The organism is Parahoeflea halophila, assembly GCF_900220985.1.
In the GTDB taxonomy this organism is placed as follows: Bacteria; Pseudomonadota; Alphaproteobacteria; order Rhizobiales; family Rhizobiaceae; genus Hoeflea; species Hoeflea halophila.
In genome coordinates, this window is record NZ_OCPC01000001.1 from 1,340,298 (window position 1) to 1,362,975 (window position 22,678).

23 protein-coding genes are annotated in these 22,678 nt (G+C 60.3%); 12 read left to right on the forward strand and 11 right to left on the reverse strand.

The window, feature by feature from the left end; all coding sequences use genetic code 11:
* Nucleotides 1–243: 243 nt before the first annotated feature.
* On the reverse strand, nt 244–1,350 hold the full coding sequence (locus CRO46_RS06305; protein WP_097106009.1) for a TRAP transporter substrate-binding protein: 1,107 nt from the start codon (nt 1,348–1,350) through the stop codon (nt 244–246).
* 297 nt (nt 1,351–1,647) lie between these two features.
* On the opposite strand from CRO46_RS06305, the gene CRO46_RS06310 reads away from it, so the two are divergent.
* Nucleotides 1,648–2,409: a gamma-glutamyl-gamma-aminobutyrate hydrolase family protein gene (locus CRO46_RS06310; protein WP_097106011.1), complete on the forward strand. Its 762-nt coding sequence runs from the start codon at nt 1,648–1,650 to the stop codon at nt 2,407–2,409.
* Nucleotides 2,410–2,520: 111 nt separating this feature from the next.
* On the opposite strand, the gene CRO46_RS06315 is transcribed toward CRO46_RS06310, so the two are convergent.
* The 3 genes from CRO46_RS06315 to CRO46_RS06325 form a co-directional block, all read right to left on the reverse strand.
* Nucleotides 2,521–3,495, reverse strand: a complete 975-nt coding sequence (locus CRO46_RS06315) for a 2-hydroxyacid dehydrogenase (protein WP_097106012.1) — start codon at nt 3,493–3,495, stop codon at nt 2,521–2,523.
* Nucleotides 3,492–4,520, reverse strand: a complete 1,029-nt coding sequence (locus tag CRO46_RS06320) for a LacI family DNA-binding transcriptional regulator (protein WP_097106014.1) — start codon at nt 4,518–4,520, stop codon at nt 3,492–3,494. The genes CRO46_RS06315 and CRO46_RS06320 overlap by 4 nt, the downstream gene beginning before the upstream one ends.
* 79 nt (nt 4,521–4,599) lie before the next feature.
* Entirely contained in the window at nt 4,600–5,172 is a 573-nt protein-coding gene (locus CRO46_RS06325) for a MarR family winged helix-turn-helix transcriptional regulator (RefSeq protein ID WP_097106016.1), read from the reverse strand.
* Between the two features lie 79 nt (nt 5,173–5,251).
* Between CRO46_RS06325 and CRO46_RS06330 the strand changes: the two genes are divergently transcribed.
* The 4 genes from CRO46_RS06330 to CRO46_RS06345 all read left to right on the forward strand — a co-directional run bounded on the left by CRO46_RS06330 (nt 5,252) and on the right by CRO46_RS06345 (nt 9,258).
* Entirely contained in the window at nt 5,252–5,995 is a 744-nt protein-coding gene (locus tag CRO46_RS06330; protein WP_097106018.1) for a creatininase family protein, read from the forward strand.
* 123 nt (nt 5,996–6,118) lie between these two features.
* On the forward strand, nt 6,119–7,093 hold the full coding sequence (locus CRO46_RS06335; protein WP_097106021.1) for an NAD(P)/FAD-dependent oxidoreductase: 975 nt from the start codon (nt 6,119–6,121) through the stop codon (nt 7,091–7,093).
* A 55-nt stretch (nt 7,094–7,148) separates the two neighbouring features.
* On the forward strand, nt 7,149–8,255 hold the full coding sequence (locus tag CRO46_RS06340) for a CobW family GTP-binding protein (protein ID WP_097106023.1): 1,107 nt from the start codon (nt 7,149–7,151) through the stop codon (nt 8,253–8,255).
* A gap of 13 nt (nt 8,256–8,268) precedes the next feature.
* Nucleotides 8,269–9,258, forward strand: coding sequence for a WD40 repeat domain-containing protein (locus CRO46_RS06345; RefSeq protein WP_097106025.1), 990 nt, complete (start codon nt 8,269–8,271; stop codon nt 9,256–9,258).
* Between the two features lie 12 nt (nt 9,259–9,270).
* Here the strand turns inward: CRO46_RS06345 and CRO46_RS06350 are convergent, their stop codons facing one another.
* A complete protein-coding gene (locus CRO46_RS06350; RefSeq protein WP_097106027.1) occupies nt 9,271–9,717 on the reverse strand; it encodes a glyoxalase superfamily protein in 447 nt (148 codons plus the stop codon).
* Between the two features lie 284 nt (nt 9,718–10,001).
* On the opposite strand from CRO46_RS06350, the gene CRO46_RS06355 reads away from it, so the two are divergent.
* From CRO46_RS06355 to CRO46_RS06365, 3 genes are all read left to right on the forward strand, one after another.
* Nucleotides 10,002–10,445 (forward strand): sugar dehydrogenase complex small subunit, encoded by a 444-nt coding sequence (locus CRO46_RS06355; protein WP_097106029.1) that lies wholly within the window; start codon nt 10,002–10,004, stop codon nt 10,443–10,445.
* A 43-nt stretch (nt 10,446–10,488) separates the two neighbouring features.
* Nucleotides 10,489–12,105, forward strand: a complete 1,617-nt coding sequence (locus CRO46_RS06360; RefSeq protein ID WP_097106031.1) for a GMC family oxidoreductase — start codon at nt 10,489–10,491, stop codon at nt 12,103–12,105.
* Between the two features lie 269 nt (nt 12,106–12,374).
* Nucleotides 12,375–12,647 carry a hypothetical protein gene (locus tag CRO46_RS06365; protein ID WP_097106032.1) on the forward strand — a complete coding sequence of 91 codons (273 nt, stop codon included), beginning with the start codon at nt 12,375–12,377 and terminating at the stop codon, nt 12,645–12,647.
* Between the two features lie 168 nt (nt 12,648–12,815).
* Here CRO46_RS06365 and odc2 read toward each other — a convergent pair whose 3' ends face one another.
* Nucleotides 12,816–13,949, reverse strand: a complete 1,134-nt coding sequence (gene odc2 / locus CRO46_RS06370) for an ornithine/lysine decarboxylase (protein WP_097106034.1) — start codon at nt 13,947–13,949, stop codon at nt 12,816–12,818.
* A 551-nt stretch (nt 13,950–14,500) separates the two neighbouring features.
* On the opposite strand from odc2, the gene CRO46_RS06375 reads away from it, so the two are divergent.
* The 3 genes from CRO46_RS06375 to CRO46_RS06385 all read left to right on the forward strand — a co-directional run bounded on the left by CRO46_RS06375 (nt 14,501) and on the right by CRO46_RS06385 (nt 17,184).
* Complete coding sequence (locus CRO46_RS06375; protein WP_097106037.1) at nt 14,501–15,394, forward strand: LysR family transcriptional regulator; 894 nt, start codon at nt 14,501–14,503, stop codon at nt 15,392–15,394.
* A 93-nt stretch (nt 15,395–15,487) separates the two neighbouring features.
* The gene (locus tag CRO46_RS06380; RefSeq protein WP_425479220.1) at nt 15,488–16,147 is read left to right on the forward strand and encodes a DUF1007 family protein; all 660 of its coding nucleotides are present in this window, start codon (nt 15,488–15,490) and stop codon (nt 16,145–16,147) included.
* On the forward strand, nt 16,144–17,184 hold the full coding sequence (locus CRO46_RS06385; protein WP_097106041.1) for a nickel/cobalt transporter: 1,041 nt from the start codon (nt 16,144–16,146) through the stop codon (nt 17,182–17,184). Before CRO46_RS06380 ends, CRO46_RS06385 begins: the two co-directional genes overlap by 4 nt.
* A gap of 4 nt (nt 17,185–17,188) precedes the next feature.
* Here CRO46_RS06385 and CRO46_RS06390 read toward each other — a convergent pair whose 3' ends face one another.
* From CRO46_RS06390 to CRO46_RS06400, 3 genes are all read right to left on the reverse strand, one after another.
* Nucleotides 17,189–17,413, reverse strand: a complete 225-nt coding sequence (locus tag CRO46_RS06390; RefSeq protein ID WP_097106043.1) for a hypothetical protein — start codon at nt 17,411–17,413, stop codon at nt 17,189–17,191.
* Between the two features lie 117 nt (nt 17,414–17,530).
* Entirely contained in the window at nt 17,531–17,983 is a 453-nt protein-coding gene (locus CRO46_RS06395; protein WP_179758969.1) for a GNAT family N-acetyltransferase, read from the reverse strand.
* Nucleotides 17,980–18,660 (reverse strand): GNAT family N-acetyltransferase, encoded by a 681-nt coding sequence (locus tag CRO46_RS06400; protein ID WP_097106564.1) that lies wholly within the window; start codon nt 18,658–18,660, stop codon nt 17,980–17,982. The genes CRO46_RS06395 and CRO46_RS06400 overlap by 4 nt, the downstream gene beginning before the upstream one ends.
* A gap of 82 nt (nt 18,661–18,742) precedes the next feature.
* On the opposite strand from CRO46_RS06400, the gene CRO46_RS06405 reads away from it, so the two are divergent.
* Nucleotides 18,743–19,921, forward strand: coding sequence for a pyridoxal phosphate-dependent aminotransferase (locus CRO46_RS06405; protein WP_097106047.1), 1,179 nt, complete (start codon nt 18,743–18,745; stop codon nt 19,919–19,921).
* Nucleotides 19,922–20,342: 421 nt separating this feature from the next.
* On the opposite strand, the gene CRO46_RS06410 is transcribed toward CRO46_RS06405, so the two are convergent.
* Entirely contained in the window at nt 20,343–21,959 is a 1,617-nt protein-coding gene (locus CRO46_RS06410; protein WP_097106049.1) for a TRAP transporter large permease, read from the reverse strand.
* 6 nt (nt 21,960–21,965) lie between these two features.
* A complete protein-coding gene (locus tag CRO46_RS06415; RefSeq protein WP_097106050.1) occupies nt 21,966–22,646 on the reverse strand; it encodes a TRAP transporter small permease in 681 nt (226 codons plus the stop codon).
* Nucleotides 22,647–22,678 lie beyond the last annotated feature (32 nt).

The following is a 22,678-nucleotide window of genomic DNA, read 5'->3' on the forward strand; positions in this document are numbered from 1 at the left end:
CCCGGTCGGATAATGAAGCGAGCGCCGGCTGCAACCAGACCCACGCCTCAACCACGATAGGCTGAACGGCATGAGGCGGTGAGGACAGCATCACACACATCGGCGATCCCGTGCCAAGACAAAATGTTTCAGGCCAGTCCACGGCAGTCCCTGTTGACCGCTGCAACCAACCGACCCCACACACAAAAAAGCCCCGGAACCTTGCGGCACCGGGGCTTCGAAAGTCAGGTCTGGAAGCGAGGCTTAGAGCTTGCCGCCGCGCTGCTGGATCATCATGAAGGTGTCCATGTTGTACTCGGCCAGCTGGAACCAGAGGTAGCCGTCGCCGCGGTAGCCCATGTAGGAATCATGCAGCTTCTTGAACGCCGCATTCTCCGCACCGATTTCGGCATAGACCTTGTTGGCTGCGTTGAAGCAGGCTTCCAGGATCTCGAGGCTGTACGGACGAAGCTTGGTGCCTTCCGAAACAAGCTTCTTCAGAGCCGGTGGGTTGAGCGTATCGTAACGCGCCATCATCACGCTGTTGGCGTAGGCCGAAGCCGACTTGATAACGCCCTGATAGGCCTTGGGAAGTTCATTCCACTTGTCCAGGTTGATCAGGTTCATCAGCGTCACGCCGCCTTCCCACCAACCAGGGTAGTAGAAGTAGGGAGCAACCTTGTTGAAGCCGAGCTTGGAGTCATCGTAGGGACCGACAAATTCTGCCGCGTCGATGGTGCCCTTTTCAAGCGCCGCATAGATGTCGCCACCAGGAATGTTCTGCGGTACAACGCCGACTTCCTGGATGATCCGGCCGCCGAAGCCGCCGATGCGCATCTTGAGGCCCTGCATGTCGGCGACGGTGTTGATTTCTTTGCGGAACCAGCCGCCCATCTGGGCACCGGTGTTACCGGCCGGGAATGCAATCATGTTGTTGCCGGCATAAAATTCGTTGAGCAGGTCGAGTCCGCCGCCTTCGTACAGCCAGCCATTGGTCATGCGCTGGTTAAGGCCGAACGGAACACCCGTGCCGAAAGCCCAGGTCGGGTCCTTGCCGAAGAAGTAGTAGGACGCGGTGTGCGCCATTTCGATGGTGCCGTCGCGAACGGCGTCCGCACCTTCGAGCGCGCCAACGATCTCGCCGGACGCATAGGCCTGTATCTCGAAATTGCCATCGGTTGCCTCAGAGACCGCCTGTGCAAAAACTTCAGCTGCACCATAAATCGTGTCAAGCGCCTTCGGGAAACCCGAGGACAGACGCCACGTTACTTTCGGCATTGTCTGCGCGATGGCCGGCGCAGCCAGCGTTGTTGCGGCTGCAGCACCTGCACCGGCTACCCCAGCCTTTTTAATGAAGGAACGACGATCCATAAAAACCTCCCAGTTGGATTAACGCCGCGAGGCAAGGGATTCGCTCACCAATAACACCCCAACGACATGCGTCTGACCTAACCATGTTGCGAAGGGCCTTTCAAGCGCAAGACGGCAATTTCAGGCCGATTGGTCAATTTTTCTTGCCAGTTAGAAACCACGCAAATTCGGGTAAAAACAATCCTAGTATCAACCAGCCGATCTTGGGCTCGCGGAATTGACAAAATCCTTGTTAAACGCAAGAACGAAAGATCGTATATCGCCGCTTTCGGCGGCTCAGATCAAGGAATTTGGACGATGCACAGTGGACTTGTTGCCATACCGGCAGATATCCGCGAATTCGAAGGCTACACGTGGCATGCATCTCCGGACCAGTACATCATGGCTGCCGTCAGAGGCTCAGGTGTCCTCCCGCTGATCGTGCCGGCCCTGTCTGAGGGCGCTGATATCGACATGGTGCTCGACCGGGTCGACGGCGTGCTGATCAGCGGCTCGCGAACCAACGTGCATCCCTCCCTTTATGGCGAGGACGAGACCGAGCATCACGGCCCCTTCGATCCCGCCCGCGACCAGCTTTCCTTGGCGCTCATCCGCCGCACCATTGAGCGCGGCATCCCGCTGCTCGCCATCTGCCGTGGCATCCAGGAACTCAACGTCGCGCTTGGCGGTTCGCTGGCGACCGAAATCCAGGACCTGCCCGGACGAATGGACCATCGCAAGCCGGAGACGCCTGACCGCGATGAGGCATTCGCAATCCGGCACACGATCAAGGTCAGGGAAGGCAGCTGTCTTGCGGCCATCGTCGGCAATGGCGAGGTAAGCGTCAATTCGCTGCACCGCCAGGCGATTTCAACACTGGCGCCCCGTCTTGCAGTTGAAGCGGTGGCTGAGGACGGGACCATTGAAGCCGTCAGCGTGACTGACGCACCCGGCTTTGCCCTCGGCGTGCAATGGCATCCCGAATACTGGGTCGGCAACGACGTGATCTCCGACAGGATCTTTGCCGCCTTCGGCGATGCCGTTCGCGCGCGCCACATCCAGCCCGCCGCTGCGGAATAGGCCAACCACTGCGATCACGGCTCGTGCAAGCCCGGCCCATCTCTGACCGGACTTTCGTCTGTCGACACTCTTGATGAGCGTCAGACCGAGAACCTTGCGCCTCGGTTGCGCTCAGCCCGCTTCGCGATCGAAGCTGGCGCACTCGGGAACCGGGGTGATCGCCGGACGGCCTGCAAGCCACTCTCTCAAATTGTCCACCACCAGGTCGGCCATGCCATTGCGGGTGGACACCGAGGCCGAAGCCACATGCGGCAACAGACACGCATTGGGCAGGTCCAGGAGCGCTTGCGGCACATTGGGCTCATCCGCAAACACATCGAGCCCGGCGGCGGCAATGGTGCGGTCTGCTAGGGCAGAGATCAGCGCCGGTTCGTCGATCGTGGAGCCGCGCCCGACACTGATCAGAACGCCTTGCTCGCCGAGCGCGGCAAGCACATCAGCGTTCACGGCATTTTCCGTCGCAGCACCGCCCGGCACGATGACCACGAGCGTATCCACCGCCCGTGCCATATCGATCAGTTTTTCATGCCAGGTATAGGCGACGTCGGACCGCTTCGTCCGGGTGTGATAATGAATAGATAACCCAAAGGCCTCCAGCCGGCGGGCAATCTCCAGACCGATCCGCCCGAGCCCGAAGATGCCGATGGTGCGTCCTCTCAGGGTCAGCGAGGTCAGCGGGTAGGCTCCCTCCGTGACCCAGCGCCCGGCGCGCAAATAGGCCTCGGCTTTCGGCAGTTCGCGCACGGTATTGAGCAACAATCCGACAGTGGTATCGGCAACCTCATCGGAGAGCACATCCGGCGTATTGGTGACCATGACCTTGCGCGTCGCGGCATGGGCGGCATCGACAGCGTCGTACCCCACGCCGAAATTGGCAATCACCTCGAGATTTGGCAGGGAATCGATGAACTCCGCAGAGATCCTCGTTGCAGCAGCTACCCCGCGGATCCGGTTCCGGGTCTCATCACTCAACAGCCCGGCATCAGCTGCGTCGATGGACAGGGCATCGAATTCCGCTTCGACGCGTTCGCGAACCCGGGGGTGCACTTTCCCGGCGAGGAGCACCACGGCGCGGTCAGCACTCATCGGCCAGCTCCCGGGTTGAGCGGCATCGTCGATTGCCTGATCCGCATTTCAGGCTTGATCAGGTGCAGCCCGTCCGCCTCGCTCGAGCCGTTGAGCTTGTCGAGCAAGGCCCGCGCCGCGAAACGGCCGACCTCCGACTGTCCGTTCCAGACAGTCGTCAAGGCAGGAGTGGCTATTGCCGCTTCTTCCAGATCGTCATATCCAGTCACTGAAATATCCTTCCCGGGCACAAGCCCTGCACGTGCAATACCGTTCATCAGGCCAATGGCCACGAGATCATTCCAGCACACCGCCGCAGTCGGCTTCAGCGGATTGGCGAGAAAGTTCACCGCCGCCTCAAAACCGCTTTGCTTTGTTCTCGGCCCTGGAATTCGGAGTGCCGGATCCACCTCGATACCGGCCTTCTTGAGCGCATCGGCATAGCCCGCATAACGGTCCCGCCCCGTCGAAGTGTGGTCGGTGCCACCAATCATGGCAATACGGGTGTGGCCAAGGCTGATCAAGTGATTGGTGGCCAGAGCGGTGCCATAGGCGTCATCGCCGCGAAAGGTCGGAACGTCGATTTCCGGCACCGAGCGGGCGATCAGGATCGCCGGCATACCATTGTCTTCGGCAAGGCGAATGTCGGAGGCCGGCGTTCCGATGGCCGGCGACATGATCACCCCGTCACCACCGAGCTGCAGCAATGTCTCGATGAAATTCCGCTGCTTGTCGACCGAATCATAGTGATTGGAAAGAATGAAGGTCTGTCGGCTGCGATCGAGCTCGGTTTCGATTGCCTTGAGGATTTCGGCATAGAACGGGTTCATGATGTCGTGGACCACAACGCCGACGATACCCGACCGCGAGGTCCGGAGCGAAGCAGCGCGGCGATTGTAGATATAGCCAAGCTCGATGGCTTTTTCCTTGATCCGGTCGCGCGTGACATCCGCCACCAGGGGGCTGTCACGCAATGCAAGGGAAACGGTTGCTGTTGAAAGGCCCAACGCCTCGGCAATAGTCGAGAGTTTAATCTTTTGCGCCAAATTCCGGTCCCCTCCGCCGGAGCACTGCGCTCCGTGTCAACCATTTCAACAAACTAAAAGGTTTAAACCGGACTGGCAATCAGTCTGCGCCGATTGTGGAAACATCTTCGGAAGACGAATGCGGGTCCGCCTTCTGGCCGTCGCCGGTTGCGGTTTTTGGGGAGCTTGCCGGGGCGACATCTGCGTTCAGCGACGCGCAGATATTGGCGTCCACCGTGGAAAGAAGCGCCAGAAGTTCACCAACCTGTTTCTTTTTCAAGCCGGCAAAAGCAGCCTTCTCAGCCTTGCGCTGGGATTTGCGGATTGACTTGATCTGGTCCCGCCCTGCCTCGGTCAGGAACACCAGCATCATCCGCCCGTCATCACGAGACCCCTCGCGTCGCAGGAACCCTTGCGCGGCTAGCCGGCCGATGGTCTTGGTCACGGTCGGAGCCTTGACCCCGAGCGACGTGGCAATCGCACCCGGCGTCTGCCCGTCCCTTGCATCGAGCGCCAGCATGACACCATCCTGCCCGGCATACAGCCCGAGATCCAGAAGATGGCGCGAGAGTGCCGTTCTCGCATTGCGCGCTGTCTGGGTGATCATCAGCAGAGCTTCTGCCTGTTCGGCCTTCCTGGTCTTTTTCGACTTGTTGTTCTTTTTGCCGGACATGGGCAGCTCCTTCTTGCGGCCTTCGGCCCATCACCCTACGGTTCAAACTCTACTCAGGCCCGCGCGGAATAACCACCCTATGCCAACCCAACCCGTCCCCATTGCCGTCCTTCCCCTCGGGGCGCACGAGCAGCACGGCCCGCATCTTCCCTTCGAGACCGATGCGCTGATTGCCGGGGAAGTTGCGCAGCGGCTCAGCGCGGCCGCTCCTTCCGGTATCGCCACCGAACTGCTGCCCGTCGAACCGGTCGGTTATTCGATCGAGCACATGGATGTGTCAGGTACGCGAAGCCTGGGCTTCGAGGAAGCGGTGAACCGCTGGATTGGCATTGCATCGGACTGCGCCGGCCGCGGCATCCGCCGCCTGATGCTTCTCAATGCCCACGGCGGAAACTCGCCCCTGCTGACGATTGTCGCGACCGAGGCCCGCGTCCGTTTCAACATGCTAGCCGTGGCCACCAGCTGGACCCGGTTTGGTGTTCCGGCCGATCTGGTGGCTCCCGAAGACAAAATCTTCGACATTCACGCCGGCGACATCGAAACCTCGGTGATGCTGGCCATACGTCCCGATCTGGTTCGCATGGACGCTCTTCAGGACTTCCCCTCGCGGCAGGCGGGGTACGCGCGCCGCTTCACCCATCTGCGCGCCTACGGTCCGCATGCCTTTGGCTGGAAAATGTCCGATCTAAACTCACAGGGTGCGGCCGGAAAGGCCAGCCAGGCATCAGCCGCCAAGGGCGAAGCAATTCTTGCCCATTCCCTGCGCGGACTGACCGAGCTGCTTGCCGACATGGCGGCTTTCGACGTCGATGAGTTGAGCTGAGCAGCCTGCCCTATCAGATCGTCTGAACCGGATTACACCCGACTGCCGCGTGCTTGAATTGCTTGAGAAAGCTCTAGTTGCTGAACCGACCCCTTCGCCAAAGCAGACCGTCAGGACCTCAGCATGATTGAAACCGACATCCTCGTGATAGGCACTGGCCTCGCCGGGCTGACGCTGGCGCGGGAACTTTCCAACAATTCCCGCAAGGTGACCGTTATCGAGAAATCGAGGTCCGCCGGAGGAAGGCTGTCGACCCGCCGCAGCGACGCCGGGAGCTTCGATCACGGCGCTCAATATCTGACCAACCGGACTGCAAGTTTTTCCGGCCTTCTCGACGTACTTTCGCGCAGTGCCGATCTGGCTGCCTGGGATCCGGTCGGCAAGGACAGCGCTCACACATGGTGGGTCGGCAGACCCGGCATGTCCGCCATTGGCAAGAGCCTCGCCAAGGGCCTCGACATCACCTATCAAACAAGGGTGATTGGCATTGCCAGGCAGGACGAGGAACTTATCGTGCACACTGAGGCGGACGATGGTCGGGCGCCGGTTTACCGTGCTTCGCGGGTGGTTGCAGCCATCCCGTCTCCCCAGGCGCTTGATCTGCTCGAACCGCTTGACCCGGCATTTGAGCAACTACGCAATGTCCGCATGGCCCCCTGCTGGTCTGCCATGCTGGCATTTGACCGCACCCTGGCTGATGTTCCGGATCTGATTCGCGGGCAGGATGGCGACACGCTTGCGCTGATTGCACGCAATGGCTCGAAACCGGACCGGACCGGCGAAACCTTCATCCTGCATGCAACGCCGCAATGGAGCCGGCAACAGCTCGAAGCCGGGCGAGATGCGGTCAGAACAGCGATGCTTGAGGCCATGCGGCGCCAGACCGGATTGGGTAACTTCCTTCCCGATCCGATCCATTGCGAGGTTCATCGCTGGCTCTACGCGCTGGTGGAACAGCCGCTCGATCAACCGTTTCTCGGCAACGCACAGAACACCCTGTTTGCCTGTGGTGACTGGTGCATCGGCGGCCGGGCGGAGGCCGCGCACCAATCCGGCGAAGCTCTGGCCCATCACATCATCTCCTTGCGAGTGGCATAAGCTCGGCGAAACGCCTATATGGGGGTCAAACACACCTTCCTGACAGAGAGATCCGATGAGCGAAGCGCCCGTTTCCACCCCTGTGGCTCCCATCCCCGTCACCGTCCTGACCGGCTATCTTGGCGCCGGCAAGACCACCCTGCTCAACCGCATCCTTTCTGAGCCGCACGGCAAGCGCTACGCCGTGATCGTCAACGAATTCGGCGAGATCGGCATCGACAATGATCTGATCGTCGAGTCCGACGAGGAAATCTACGAGATGAACAATGGCTGCGTCTGCTGCACCGTGCGCGGCGACCTGATCCGCGTCGTCGAAGGCCTGATGCGCCGTCCCGGCCGGTTTGACGCCATCATCGTCGAAACCACCGGCCTGGCCGACCCGGTCCCTGTCGCCCAGACCTTCTTCATGGATGACGATGTACGCGCCAAGACCAGGCTCGATGCGGTGGTCGCGCTCGTCGATGCACGGCATCTGCCCGCTCGCCTCAAGGACAGCCGCGAGGCCGAGGACCAGATCGCCTTTGCCGATGTCGTGGTCCTGAACAAGACCGATCTGGTCACCCCGGAAGAGCTCGAGGCCGTTGAACGCACCGTGCGCGCGATCAACCCGTCAGCACGCATCCACCGCACCGAGCGCGCCGCAGTCCCCCTTGATGCCGTGCTCGACCGCGGGGCCTTTGATCTCAGCCGTGCGCTCGACAACGATCCGCATTTCCTTGATCACGGTCATCCAGACCATGCCTGCGGCCCCGATTGCGACCACGATCATGAGCATCATCACCACGGGCACGATCATGATCATGATCATGATCATGATCACCATGGCCATGCACACCAAGACCATTCAGCACCAGCCGACATCCATGATCTCACCGTCAAGTCGATCTCCCTGCGCGCTGGTCCACTCAACCCCAAGCGCTTCTTTCCCTGGATCGAGAAGATCACCCAGATGGAAGGCCCCAACATTCTCCGCCTCAAGGGTATCCTTGCGTTCGAAGACGATGCCGATCGCTATGTGATCCAGGGCGTGCACATGATTGTCGAAGGCGACCATCAGCGGGCCTGGAAGGAGGACGAGAAGCGCGAGAGCCGCCTCGTCTTCATCGGCCGCGACCTCGACCGCGAGAAACTCGAACGCACCTTCCTGGCCTGCCAGGCCTGAGGGAACGACGATCATGCCGACAGTTGCGCCGATTGATCTCGACGACCATTGCCTTGCAACCGAGTTTCTGGGTGAAGTGCCGGTGTTCGCGCTGGCTTCGGGGCAAGTGGTCCGCCTTGACCACGGAACCCATCACCATGAACTCCATGACGGGCTGCTTGCCACAGCTCGGACCTGGGATGGGCATGGGCTTGTCACGGGCGGCGAAGACGGCAAGGTCATGCGGCTCAATGCGGATGGAAGCGAGAGCACGCTCCGCGGCCCGGCCCGCAAATGGGTAAGTGTCGTTGCAGCGGGTCCGCAAGGTGCCGTGGCTTTCGCCGATGGCAAGGCTGCAACCGTGCTGCTGAGTGACGGAACCGAAAAGTCCTTTGAAGAAGCCCGGACCATCGAAGGTCTCGCCTTCGCCCCCAAGGGCCTGCGGCTTGCCATGGCGCGCTACAACGGCGTCTCCCTCACCTTCGTGCACGGCAGCGCGCCTGCGCTCGATTTTGAATGGAAGGGCGCCCACAACCAGGTCACCTTCAGTCCCGATGGCCGCTTTCTGGTCACATCCATGCAGGAAAACGCGCTGCATGGCTGGAAACTCGACGGCAAGCCCGGGGCCGAACAGCGCCACATGCGCATGACCGGCTATCCAGCCAAGGTGAAGTCCCTCTCTTGGTCCAGCAAGGGCAAGTGGCTTGCCTCGTCAGGCGCACCTTCAGCCATCGTCTGGCCGTTCTCGGCCAAGGACGGCCCGATGGGCAAGGCCCCGCTGGAACTGGGACAACGCGCCGACGCTATGGTGACCTGCGTCGCCTGTCACCCGACCGAGGATCTGGTCGCCATCGGCTTCGGCGACGGTATGGTGCTGGCGGTCCGGATCGCCGACAGCAAGGAAGCGCTTTTGCGCCGCCCCGGCAAGGGGCCGATCACTGCCATGGCCTGGAACAAGCCAGGCCGCCTGCTCGCGTTCGGTTCGCAAGCAGGCGACTGTGGTGTTGTCGACATAGCCGGCTGACGGCTGCCCCGGTCAAGACCAGGACAATTCCAGCTGCGAACGGCCGTTGGACGTGCGAGCGGGGCTGGTGCCATCCTTGCCGATCACGCCATTCACTCTCTTGCGGAACGCCGAGAAGCTGTCAAAAGTTACAACATCGACCGCCTCATCGAGATCCAGCGACACCCGGAAGTTTCCCGGCGAGGATGTGATCGCCTGGATGCCCACCACCCGGGCCGAGAAGGGTTGCCCGAGATAGGCTCCGGTTACCCGGGCCCCTGGCGCAAGGCTTTCCGGCCCCTTCCGGTTGCCAAGCGCGGCATGCAGCGTGTTCCAGTCATTAAACCCGTATTGCGCGGCGACGAGCTCCAGCGCTTTGGAGTGCCCGACGGTTTCGCCGCCGGTTTGCAGTCGGGTTCGCAGGCGTTTGGCCTGGTCTTTCAATGTCGTCAGATTTGGCAAGGGCGTGGGGTCACGCATGGCAGTTCTCCTGTCATGACATGCCGTATTCGAGGGGTGCCCGCATTCCACCATCTGGCATGTCATCAAAAAGGTGACTGCTCGTAAGCTGGAGACTTCACCATGGCTCAACGCCTGCGGACGGCCGGGGCTCCAGACCCGGAGCGCTCACATAGGGACGTTTAGGCCCATTGTCAAATCTGCGATGGCTTCCCCGCATGGTGTGTCGCGCAAAGAGCTCGCAGATGAAATACGGGAACCAATCCAGCCAGTTAGCGTTAGGATAGACAACAGGAGGAAACACCATGGCCCAGCGGGCTCCGTCCCAACCGTTTTGCACCACACGGCGCTTCGTCCTGGTTGGGGGCGGCACCTTGGCTCTTGCGACTGTTGCCGGCTGGCCGGGAAGCGCCTATGCCGCGACAATTGACGTCGAAACATTCCTTACCCTTTCTCAGACATTGACTGGCAATGAGGACCTTGATGCCGAGTATGCGTCGCAATTCCTGAAAGCTTTCGAGGCGGCAGGAAAGGGCGATGATCTTGCCTCGCTTGCCGCTGGCGGAGATCACCAGCAATTGGCAAATGAAGTCGTCGCAGCCTGGTACACCGGTGTGTCTCCTGACCCTGAGAGCGAGGAGGTCGTCACCTACACTGACGCGCTGATGTGGCCAGCAATGAGTTACACCAAGCCCATGGGCTACTGCGGTGGGGCGATGGGATACTGGGCTGACCCTCCAGCCACCTGAGCGTTTCTCCATCTCATGATTTTTGATTTCCGGGAACCGGCACATGGCGGATGATATAAGCGCAGACATACTGATCGTCGGTACCGGCGTCGCGGGAGCCATCGCCGGAGCCAAGCTCGCAGCAAAGGGACTGAGCGTTGCGTTTCTGGAAACCGGCAAGCGAATTGACCGCTACGAATCAGTCGAGCGGTTCTGGAGTGCCAAGATCAAGGTGCCGGAATCAGCCTATCCCAACGACCCGGAGGCCTCGCACCCGCTGTCGCACCGGATCGAAGAATTCTATCAGCAGCAGGGTCCCGAACTGTTCAAATCTACCTACATCAAGGTGGTTGGCGGAACCACTTGGCACTGGCTCGGGACGACGCTGCGAAATCTGCCGTCGGACTTCAAACTAAAAACCTTGTACGGGCACGGCGTTGACTGGCCAATTGGCTACGACGATCTTGAGCCATTCTACCTTGCTGCCGAAAACGAGATCGGTGTTGCGGGCAACTCCGCAGAAGATCTTGGCTCTCCACGGTCAGGCGATTATCCGATGCCGGAAATTCCGATGACCTATCTGGATAAACACTTCCTCGCGGCATTGAACGGAACCCGATATGAAGTAAAGGGCACTCCTCAGGGCCGCAATTCGGTCTACCGGCAGGAGCGGCCCGAATGCTGCGGCAACAATTCCTGCATCCCGATTTGCCCGATCCAGGCCAAGTACGATGCCACCGTTCACGTCGCGCTTGCCGAGCAGGCGGGAGCAAAGGTTTATGAGCAAACCACCGCGACAAAACTCAATGTTGGCGCGGACGGGATGATCACTTCCGTGGATTTCCGCCGTGCCGACGGCAGCAAAGGAACCGCTTCCGGCAAGGTTGTGATCGTCGCCGCGCACGCACTGGAGACCCCGCGCTTGCTGCTCAACTCAGCGCAGGACAACGCACCCAACGGTGTCGCCAACAGTTCCGATCAGGTCGGCCGCAACCTGATGGATCACCCGACCCGGCTGAGCTGGGCCGAAGCAGCCGAACCCGTATGGCCCTACCGCGGCCCGCTTTCGACCGCTGGAATTGAGAATCTCCGTGACGGGGATTTTCGCAAGCAGCGCGGTGCCTTTCGCATCGAGATTGGCAATGACGGCCACAGCTGGCCCACAGGCGCGCCTGCGAGCACCGCCGCCGAACTTGCCGCAAAGGGACTTCGCGGGGAAGAACTGAATGCGGCCATCAAGGACGCGACTTCTCGCCAGATCAGGCTCGCGTCGCTGGTCGAGCAATCTCCCGATGCTGAAAACCGCGTGACACTCGACCCTGACAAGCGCGACGCCAATGGCGTTCCGCTGCCTCGCATCCATTTCGACTTCGACGACTACACACGCAGCGGCCTTGAGGCTGCCCAGGCGGCACACGATGAGATCTTCAAGGCTCTCGGGGCGACGAACATCAAGCACTCGCCCGACATCCAGGGCGCGGGGCACATCATCGGCACGGTAAGGATGGGAGAGGACGCCAGGAGTGCAGTCGTCGACTCGGATTTGCGCAGTTTCGACCATCCGAATCTTTTCTTGCTTGGGTCGGGTACATTCCCGACATCCGCCACAGCCAATCCGACACTGACCATTGCCGCCCTCAGCTTGCGGTCGGTTGATGCAATCGCCGCATCCGTCAGATAGCCACAAGGGCGTTTGGTTGCGGAGCGATCGGCAAGGCGAGCTTCAAGGGGATGGCACGCACGGCAAATCGCGAGATCTTGGCGGCAAGTACCTCGCTGATAGCTTTGTCCAAAAAGAGCCATCACTACGCCTTCAGATACGCCTGGCTGCAGCACACCCAAGTTCGCCCGCGGTACGCATAAGAAACTATCGCTACGTAATGAGCCGTGGAGCGTCTGCCCGTTTTCACCTATGCTGGTCCCTGCCGAATATCGCAAAGGGGTGAGCCGATGATGCATGCACGTTTGATAACCGCCGCGTTCGTTCTGGCATCGAGCTTCAATTACGCGATTGCACAGGATCTGGACTTCAGCAACCTTCCGGGGGTGGTGCAACAGACCGGCCCATCGGTCAGCTTTGAGGATACTGGCAGTCAGGCCAAACCCGAGTGCACCACAGCATTCGAGGTCTATGGCACGGAAAGCAACGTCCCGAAGCGGGTCTACAAGTGCAAAAAAGGCAACATTACAATCACCAGCGACGAGCCCCCCGAGGGCTACTGAGGACATTGCAGAGGCGCTTCAGCACCAGTCTGGTTGCGGGCAGGCTGCCTCATGTCCCGGACTAAGCGCACGCGGTAACCTTCGGCCACCCTTTGGTCCACCTGACCCAAAGCACCTGCCGCCGGCACGCAGCACACGCGGCAGGCATGGTTCAAATGTCCTGTCCGTTCAGATCACGTAGGATCGGAGAGGTTCCAAGCCGTTGAAGGCCACCGACGAATAGGTGGACGTGTAGGCGCCGGTGCCTTCGATCAGCACCTCGTCGCCGATGGTCAGCGAAACCGGCATCGGGTAGGGCGTCTTCTCGTAAAGCACATCTGCGGAATCGCAGGTGGGACCGGCGAGCACACAGGGCTCCATCGCGTCGCCGTCGCGGGCAGTGACGATCGAATAGCGGATCGCTTCGTCCATGGTTTCAGCCAAGCCACCGAACTTGCCGATATCAAGGAACACCCAGCGCACATCTTCCTCGTCGGATTTGCGTGACACCAACACCACTTCGGCCTTGATCGCACCGGCATTGCCGACCATTCCACGGCCCGGTTCGATGATGGTTTCAGGAAGCTGGTTGCCGAAATGCTTGCGCAAGGATGCATAGATCGCCTGGCCGTAGACCTGGGCGGTCGGGATATCCTTGAGGTAGCGGGTCGGGAAACCGCCACCCATATTGACCATCTTGAGATGGATGCCCTGCTGCGCCAGCTTGTCAAAAACGCGTTTCGCGTCGCCGAGCGCCGAGTCCCAGGCCTCGGGATTGGTCATCTGCGACCCGACATGGAACGACACGCCATGCGATGTCAGGCCCAGCTGGTGGGCATAGACAAGCACATCGACCGCCATCTGCGGCACACAGCCGAATTTGCGCGACAGCGGCCACTCGGCGCCTTCGCCGTCGGTCAAAACGCGGCAGAACACGCGTGCGCCGGGCGCGGCACGGGCGATCTTCTCCACTTCCTCGTGGCTGTCGACGGCAAACAGCGAAACGCCCAGCGCATGGGCGCGGGCGATATCGCGTTCTTTCTTGATGGTGTTGCCATAGGACACGCGGTGAGCCGTGGCGCCGGCCTTCATAGCCATTTCGATTTCGGCGACCGATGCGCAATCGAAATTGGAGCCAAGATTGGCCAGCAACCGCAGGATTTCCGGTGCCGGATTGGCCTTCACCGCATAGAAGATCGCGCTGTCGGGCAGCGCCTTGCTGAACGACTGGAAATTGTCGCGCACCACATCGAGATCAACCACCAGGCAAGGGCCATCAGGGCGTCGGGTGCGGATGAAGTCAAGAATGCGTGCAGTCGTCATCGGGTGCTCCGTTCCAGGCCCGGTATCGGGGCCAAATTCAGACAGAGCATCGTACGGTCACGTCCCCGCTCCGGCCGTTGGAGGAACCGGAAGGCTGTGTGAACGCTTGATGCATTCATGGACCACGCCTTGCTGGGGCTATGATCCGTTTAGTCTGCCTTGGATTGGTTGGAGAACCCGACCGCACTTCCGGCAATGAAGGTGTGCCTCTTCAGTAACCCCGGCTGTTGGAAAGCCGGCAGACACCAGAAAGGCCCGCACCGTCGTTGCTTCAAGATGTCCTCGCTCCACCGGTTGGCCGGAAAAACGACTGGAGGGGTTAGTTCCAGGTACCTTACCGATTCCTCACCATTCGAGGGTCGGCGGACACCCACAGGCACGTGCGACTTTGGGCAGAATCGATCTAGGATTTTCGCCTGTCGCAATCAAGTGATTTCTTCATCCGGGCTTGAAAAACACCAATCTTGAACGAATATCACGTAATCGTTCGAACGAAGAAGACAGTGCCGCAGTCCTGAGCAGACCGGCGCGAACCGAAGGACCTGCCGCAGATGGATACATTGACCCGGATTCGCGCCTTCATCGATGTGGTCGAGGCGGAAGGTTTTTCGGCTGCCGGCCGGAAGGTCGGCCGTTCCAAGGCGCTGTTATCAAAATATGTCCGCGAACTCGAGGACGACCTCGGCGCGTTGCTGCTCAACCGCACGACGCGACAGTTCTCCTTGACCGAAGCAGGACACATCTATTACCGCACCGCCTCTGATATTCTCAAAGAGATCGACAATCTTGCGGACCTGGTCCGAGAGGGTGCGACCGATCTAAAGGGTCGGATCCGGGTCTCGGCTCCCCGCACATTCGCCGATGCGGCCATTGGCCGTTCACTCATCGATTTTGCCGCTGCGCACCCAGATATCACGCTAGAGATCATTTCCGACGACCGCTTCGTCGACCTTGTCGAGGAAGGCTATGACGTGGCCATCCGCATCACCAAGCTTGAGGATTCCGGCCTGATTGCCCGCAAGCTCTCGGCTTTCGGTTTGGTGGCCTGCGCCTCGCCGGAGTTTCTTCAACAACACGGCCCGATAACGCACCCATCACAGCTCGCCGACATCCCTTGTGTCGTCGACACCAATGGCCGGTTTCTCAACAACTGGCGTTTTGAGGGGAAGGACGGAACAGCTCTCGGTGTCACCGTGCATGGCAGGCTCGAGGTCAACAGCCCTCTGACGGCAATGCGGGCGGCCGAGGCCGGACTTGGTGTGGCAGTCCTGCCGGACTTCATTTTCCGGGAACGCCAGCCGGGCGGCACGCTTGTACCAATTCTCGAGGAGTTTTCGACGACGGATCGCGGCATTTACGCAATTTACCCGCATCGCCGTTATCTTCCGGCAAAAGTCCGCGCATTTGTCGACTACCTGAACCAGTGGTTCAAGACGGCCCAGTGACGTCAATGGGAACACAATTACTCCAGTGTCGAAATTTGGTCCATATTCAGTGTAAAGCAGCCCCGGCGGACAAAGCAGGCGGAGCGGCAAATAATGAAAATTGACATGATCAGGCGACTTCGAGTTTTGGCTTTCCTGGCAGGCCTGATCCTGCCCACCACCGCATCCGCTCATCCCCACGTTTTTGCCGAAGCCCGTCTCGAGATCGAAACCTCCGCCGACGGCCATGTCATCGAGTTTCGCAATGTCTGGCGCTTCGATGAGGTCTTTTCCTCGAGCGTCGTTCTGGATTTTGACGAGAATTCCGATCTTGTCCTGGACACCGCCGAACTCGCCAAGATCAGCGAGATGGTCACCCAGTCGCTTGCCGAATTCGATTACTATGTCAGCGTCACCGCCAACGGAAAAGACGTCGGCATTTCACTGCCCCAGACCATCAATGTCGACTACCAGGACGGACAGCTGCTGATGTTCTTTGCGGTCGTCCCCGACCAGGAACTTGTTCTCGACGGCAAGATCGCTGTCGGTGTGTTTGATCCAACCATGTATGCGGCGCTCGACTTCATCAATGACGAGGACATGATGGTGACCGGCGGGTCGGCAACACGCTGCACCAACACCGTCGTGCGGCCGGACGCCGACGAGATCATCGCCCAGAACCAGGCATCGCTGACAGAAGCCTTTTTCGAAACCACGGGAAGTGGTGACCTGTCGAAGCTGCTTGCCACCCGGCTGGAGCTGGAATGCCTATGACGGCCAGGACTGCTCGCCGGCTTGCAGCAGCAGCCATAATCCTCACCGTGGCAGCAAGCGCAGCCCATGCGCAATCCTCCCTCGGCATCGGTTCAGCCGAACCGGCGATCTCGCCGACGGGATTTGGCGGCTCCACCCTCAACTGGATCAACCAGCAGCAGCAGGCATTCTACCGCGCCTTGACCGGCGCACTCAAAGCCATGCCCACCGATCCCTGGCAGATGTGGGGGCTGGTCAGCCTTTCATTCCTTTACGGCGTGTTTCACGCCGCTGGTCCCGGCCATGGCAAGGCGGTGATATCCTCCTACATGATCGCCAATGAAGTGGCGCTCAAACGCGGTGTGGTTCTGGCCCTTTTCTCGTCCATGCTGCAGGCACTCACGGCAATCACGGTTGTCGGCGCTGCCTATTACCTGCTGCGAGGACTCTCGGTCTCCATGACGGAGGCCACCCATTTCATGGAAGTGGCGAGTTATGGCTTGATAGCAGCTTTCGGCCTCTGGCTGCTCAGCCGCAAGCTGCTTTCCCTGCGCCCCGCCCCGGCAGCATTAAGCGGCATGGCCGTCCAGACCGCCCATGCGCATGGCGAACACCATCACCACCATGGCCACCATCACCATCATGGGCATGAACACCACCATCATGATCACGCCGCGGGAGAGGTCTGTTCAACCTGCGGTCACGCCCATGCGCCGGACCCCAGGTTGATATCCGGGCAGGATTTCAGTGTCCGCGAAGCCTGGGCCGCAGTGGTTGCTGTGGGGTTGAGGCCCTGTTCCGGCGCGCTCATCGTACTTACATTCTCGATGCTGAACGGGCTCTGGATGGCCGGCATCGTTTCTGCCTTCGCCATGGCGCTGGGTACCGCAATCACGGTGTCTGCCCTGGCGACGCTTGCGGTCATGGCCAAGGGTGCGGCTGTCCGTTTGGCCGGAGCTTCCATGGGAGGCGCCGTCGGCACTGTCATCGAAATTCTGGGTGCCGCGATGGTGTTCGCACTCGGACTGCTACTGCTCGCGGCTTCACTGCAGGCGTGATCGCCTATTCGGGCGTATCTCCAGGCTTGCGCCGGCTCCTGCCGCGCAGCCAGAACACCGCAAAAAATGCCAAGACGAAAATCGACGCCAGGGCATAGGACAGCCATGGTGAGATCTCCGACAGCGACATCATCATCGCCGGCATGAAATAGAACACGAGCCCGGTCATCCCGAGAATGACCGCCGCGGCAATCGCGGAAGAGCGGTTTGAAGAGGTCGGTTCGCTCATGAGCGTTGTCCTTTGCAATCGGCGTTTAGGCACCAGATAAGCCTTTTCGCGGTCACTGCAACACCCCGGCACCTCGACGGCAATCCGGCGGCCACCACGTCCGCTGCTTAATCAGCCTCAAACCTCCGGCACATCCGCGGACATGTGAATGACCCGGCGTCCGGGCTGCTCTACTTCACGGTCGATCAGAAACCCCATTCGTCGGTACCAGGAAAGTGCAGGATTGAGACCATTGGCGATCAATCCGACCCGTGTCTTGCCGAGTTTCCGCGCCCGCTGGAACGTGGCCTCAAGCAGCACGCGGCCGCGGCCTGATCCTGCAGCGTCGGGCGCCGTGGCAATCGATTCCAGAAACAGCGCCTCATCGAGAACCCGCAGGATCAGCACCCCTCTGAGCGCGCCGCCGCTTTCATCAAGCCAGACCTCGCACTGTTCAAGGATCTGGCCATAGTCCCACTCCAGCGGGATCGCCTGTGCACCGACCGTCGCTTCCGTGCGCGCATAGGCTGCCCGCTGGAACTTCTCCACACGCCCGCGCTCAGCGGCCGAAGCGCGCCGCAGCCCCATCATGCTCGCGCGTCCCTCAATTCTTCCAGGCGCCTTTTCTGGCGGCCGTCGCGCTCGAAGTTCGCTGGATCGAGCCAGGCCTCGAAAGCCTGTTTCAGCATCGGCCATTCCCCGTCGATCATCGAAAACCAGGCGGTGTCCCGATTGCTTCCCTTGGAGACGATGTGCTGCCGGAAGACACCCTCGAACTGAAACCCGAGGCGTGTGGCAGTGATCTTGGAGGGCCCGTTCTCATTGTGGCATTTCCACTCGTAGCGGCGGTAATCGAGCTCCTCGAATACATGCCGCGCCATCAGGTAATGCGCCTCCGTCGACATCGGCGAACGCTTCATCGCGACACCGTGGGCCACCGCGCCGACCTCGACAACGCCATTTGCCGGATCCGGCCGCATCAGCGTTGCCATGCCGACGATGTCGCCGCTAACCCGGCTGCGGAAGACGCAGGTTACACTGCCTTGTTCCTGCTGGGCCTGATCCAGCCAGTCGCAAAACTCTGATGAGGTTTCATAGGGGCCATTCGGAAAGTAGCGGATGAGCTTGCTGACGCCGGCGCCGCCCAGCGCATTCCACAATGAATTTTCGTGCACCGCGCGTTGATATGGTTCGATCATCACATATCGTCCCGTCGCAGAAAAACCCTGCGGCGCCGGTCGCCCCGTCCATTCGCTCAAATCACGCATTTGCTCACCAGAATTGAATTTCGCGCCGGGATAGGACATGAGTTGACCGCACAAGACAACCACCGCCGCGAGGAAAAATCAGATGATCCATCCAGTTGCAGCCTTTGACCGGATTGGCGAGGAGAACGCCTTCGCCGTGCTCGCGCGCGCCACCGAGCTCGCCAACCAGGGCCGCGACATCATCAATCTCGGCATCGGGCAACCGGATTTCAAAACCCCTGACCACATTGTCGAGGCCGCCGTAAAAGCCCTGCGCGACGGACATCACGGCTACACTCCGGCCAACGGCCTGCTGCAGACCCGCGAAGCCGTCTGCCGCAGAACCCTTTCCATGACCGGGATGGAGGTATCGCCCGACAGCATCATGATCATGCCCGGTGGCAAGCCCACCATGTATGCCGCCATCCGCATGCTTGGCGAGCCAAGCGTCGACATCCTTTATCCCGACCCGGGTTTTCCTATCTACCGCTCCATGATCGAACATGTCGGCGCCAACCCGGTTCCCGTGCCGATGCGCGAGGAAAACGGTTTTGCCTTCTCCGCCCAAGAAACCCTGGCACTGATCACGCCGCAGACACGGCTGCTGATCCTCAATTCGCCGGCCAATCCGACTGGCGGCGTCACCCCCAAAGCCGAAATCGACAAGCTCGTTGCCGGACTGGCCGATCACCCGCAGGTCGTCATCATGTCCGATGAGATCTACGACGTGATGACCTATGACGGCGAAGAACACACGTCACTTCTGACCTATCCGGAAATCCGGAACCGGCTGATCGTGCTCAATGGCTGGTCCAAGACCTGGGCCATGACCGGCTGGCGCATGGGCTGGTCGATCTGGCCCGACAGCCTGATCGGATATGTCCGAAAGCTCGCGGTCAACTGCTGGTCCTGCGTCAACGCCCCGTCGCAATTCGCCGGCATTGCCGCCATCGATGGTCCGCAGGATGCGGTCACCGATATGCTCGCCGCCTTCGACCGCCGCCGCCGGCTGGTCACCGACCTGCTCAATGAATTGCCCGGCGTGTCCTGCATTGTGCCCAAGGGCGCGTTCTACGCTTTTCCCAACATTTCGGACACCGGCTGGAAAGCCAAGAAGCTCGCCAGTGCGCTGCTTGAGGAAACCGGTGTGGCTCTGATCGGCGGCCCTGATTTCGGCGTCCTTGGCGAAGGCTACATACGCGTATCCTGCGCCAACTCCGACGAGAACATTGAGAACGCCATCGCACGGGTTGGGGATTTTCTGGCCGAAAGCAGGGTCTAAAACCTCGTTCGACAAGTAGGAAGCTCTTACACAGAAAAAGGGCGGCTTGCGCCGCCCTCATCCGTCATGCCGTTCTTGGGAGGAGTGAAGTGGCATGTCTTATGATCAGGGTGCGCCTGAAAAGTTAACCAGATCTTAACGCTAACCGGTCTGATTTGACCTGTTGCTGCACAAAACGGCATGAGTTCGCCAACTCGACCTCCCGGCGATATACGTCTGCTCAGAGTCTTCTGGTCAGGAGCGCGACGCCGGCCAAACCGAATGCCAGTGCAAGCCACGCCTCGAACCATGAGGCGCAGATAGACCGCTACAATTCGTCTGTTGGAAGACAGCAGCGTACTATGCATCACAAAAAAACCGGGGCAATTTCGTGCCCCGGTCAATTTGAGTTTTGGTGTTTTTCTTTGAGGCCCCCAAATACCTATCTGGTCACGATCTCGGGGCCCATGAGGCTGTAGGGCAGCCAGGTTGACAGACCCGGCACATAGGTCACGAGGATGAGGAACATGAACAGCACCGCCACGAAGGGCAGTGCGGCGCGGACCACCTGCACCAGGCTCATCCCGGTGATCCCGGAGGTCACGAACAGGTTGAGCCCGATCGGCGGCGTGATCATGCCGATCTCCATGTTGACCACCATGATAATACCCAGGTGCACCGGGTCGACGCCAAGCTCCATGGCGATCGGAAACACCACCGGTGCCACGATCAGAAGCAGGCCTGACGGTTCCATGAACTGCCCGCCAACCAGAAGCAGGATGTTGACCGCAATCAGAAAGGTGAACCAGGTAAAGCCGTAGCCGAGCATCAGGTCGGTAATGGCATCGGGAATCCGTTCTGATGTCAGCACATGCGCAAACAGCAGCGCATTGACGATGATGAACATCAGCATGATGGTGGTTTTCGAGGCGTCCACCATCACCTTGCGGGTGTCTTCGTTGAAGAACGCGCGGCCGAAATTGCGGCCCATTAGCGACAGGTTGCGGCCCCACACCGGAAGCCCGGCCATGACCGCACCGGGAACTCCCGCAAGGCCCTTGTCGCCGCGCCACGCTATATAGGCAACCAGAATGACGGCCGCGATCGCAAGCCCGAGATTGGACCGGCCGGCAAAGGTTACTGTCTCTGACTCATTGGTCGCGAAGAACGACAGGATCATCCAGACGAAATAGAACGCCACCGCATAGACGACGCCGGAAAACCCGGCCCGCGCACTGCGGGAATCCTTGTCGCTGACCCAGGCGATGCCTGCCATCGGTCCCATGTCGCGATAGATGAAGATGGCGATGAAGAACGAGTAGACGGCCGCCACCGCAGCGGCTTCCGTCGGCGTGAAGACACCGCCGTAGATACCGCCGATGATGATGATGATCAGGAACAGGCCCCAGCCGGCTTGCTTGCCGCCGGCAACGATCTCGCCAAATCCGCGCCAGGGTTCGGAGGGGAGTCCCCTGATCCGTGCCACGATGTAGATCGCGATCATCAGCATCAGGCCGGCGACGATCCCGGGGATCACGCCGGCCAGGAACATGCGGCCGACCGACACATCGGTCGCAGCGGCATAGACCACCATGACGATGGAAGGCGGAATGAGAATGCCGAGCGTTCCCGCATTGGCGATGATGCCGGCTGCAAACTCTTTCGAGTAGCCAACCTGCCGCATGCCGGCGATGGCAATGGTACCGATCGCGACCACGGTCGCCGGCGACGACCCCGACAGCGCGGCAAACAGCATGCACGCCAGCACGCTGGCCATGGCCAGGCCACCACGGAAATGCCCCACCGTCGCAATGGCAAACCGGATGATGCGTTTGGCCACCCCGCCCGTCGACATGAAGGCCGAGGCGAGCACGAAGAATGGAATCGCCAGCAGCGTGTAGTTTTGCGACGCCGTGAACAGCTGGATCGCCACTGACGACATCGAGTCGTTGGAAAAAAATGCGATCAGGATGATCGACGACAGTCCCAGCGAGACTGCCACCGGCACGCCGACAAACAACAGTCCGAGAACGAGCACGAAGAGGATTGCGGTTTCCATCGCGGATCAGTCCTTCAACACATTGCGGTTTTCGGCAACAAGGTCTTCTGCCTCATGCCCTGCAATCACCATTTCACGCTCGCCGCGCCAGATCGCCACGACCGCCTGCAGAGCGCGGAAGGCGAACAGGCCCAGCCCGATAGGGAGGATGAGATAGGCGATCCAGCGCTGCACCCGCTCCTTGAGGCCGAAGGTGTCCTGCATCCATTCAGGATAGCGCAGATCATCGAGCCCAATACCGACCTGATAGAACTTGGCCCAGTAGACCATCGCGCCGCCGCTCGTGTCTGCGCCGAATATTCCAAGCCATGAAGACTCGATCAAAATCGCCGCATAGAGGAAGGCGCAGACGGCACCGAAAATCGCGAAAAACCGGAACACCGGCTTGGGAAACAGCCGGAGCAGCGCATCGACGCCAAGATGCATGCCCTGCTTGAGACCGTAGCTCATGCCGAACAGGATCATCCAGGCGAACAGGATCCGGGTAAATTCGAGAGCGCCGGTCCAGCCGCTGTTGAAGCCGTAGCGCGCGATCACCTGGGTAAACGACACTAAGGTGATCAGTGCCAGCAACACCGCGAGAGCGTTCTCTTCAAACCGTGTTACAGCCTCCGGATTGCGGCGTTCGGCCAAAAAGAACAGCACAATCACCGCGCCCATGATGAGATAAGGCAAGTAGATATTCATCGCGGCCCCCAGCTGCCGGATCCCCCCGGCAC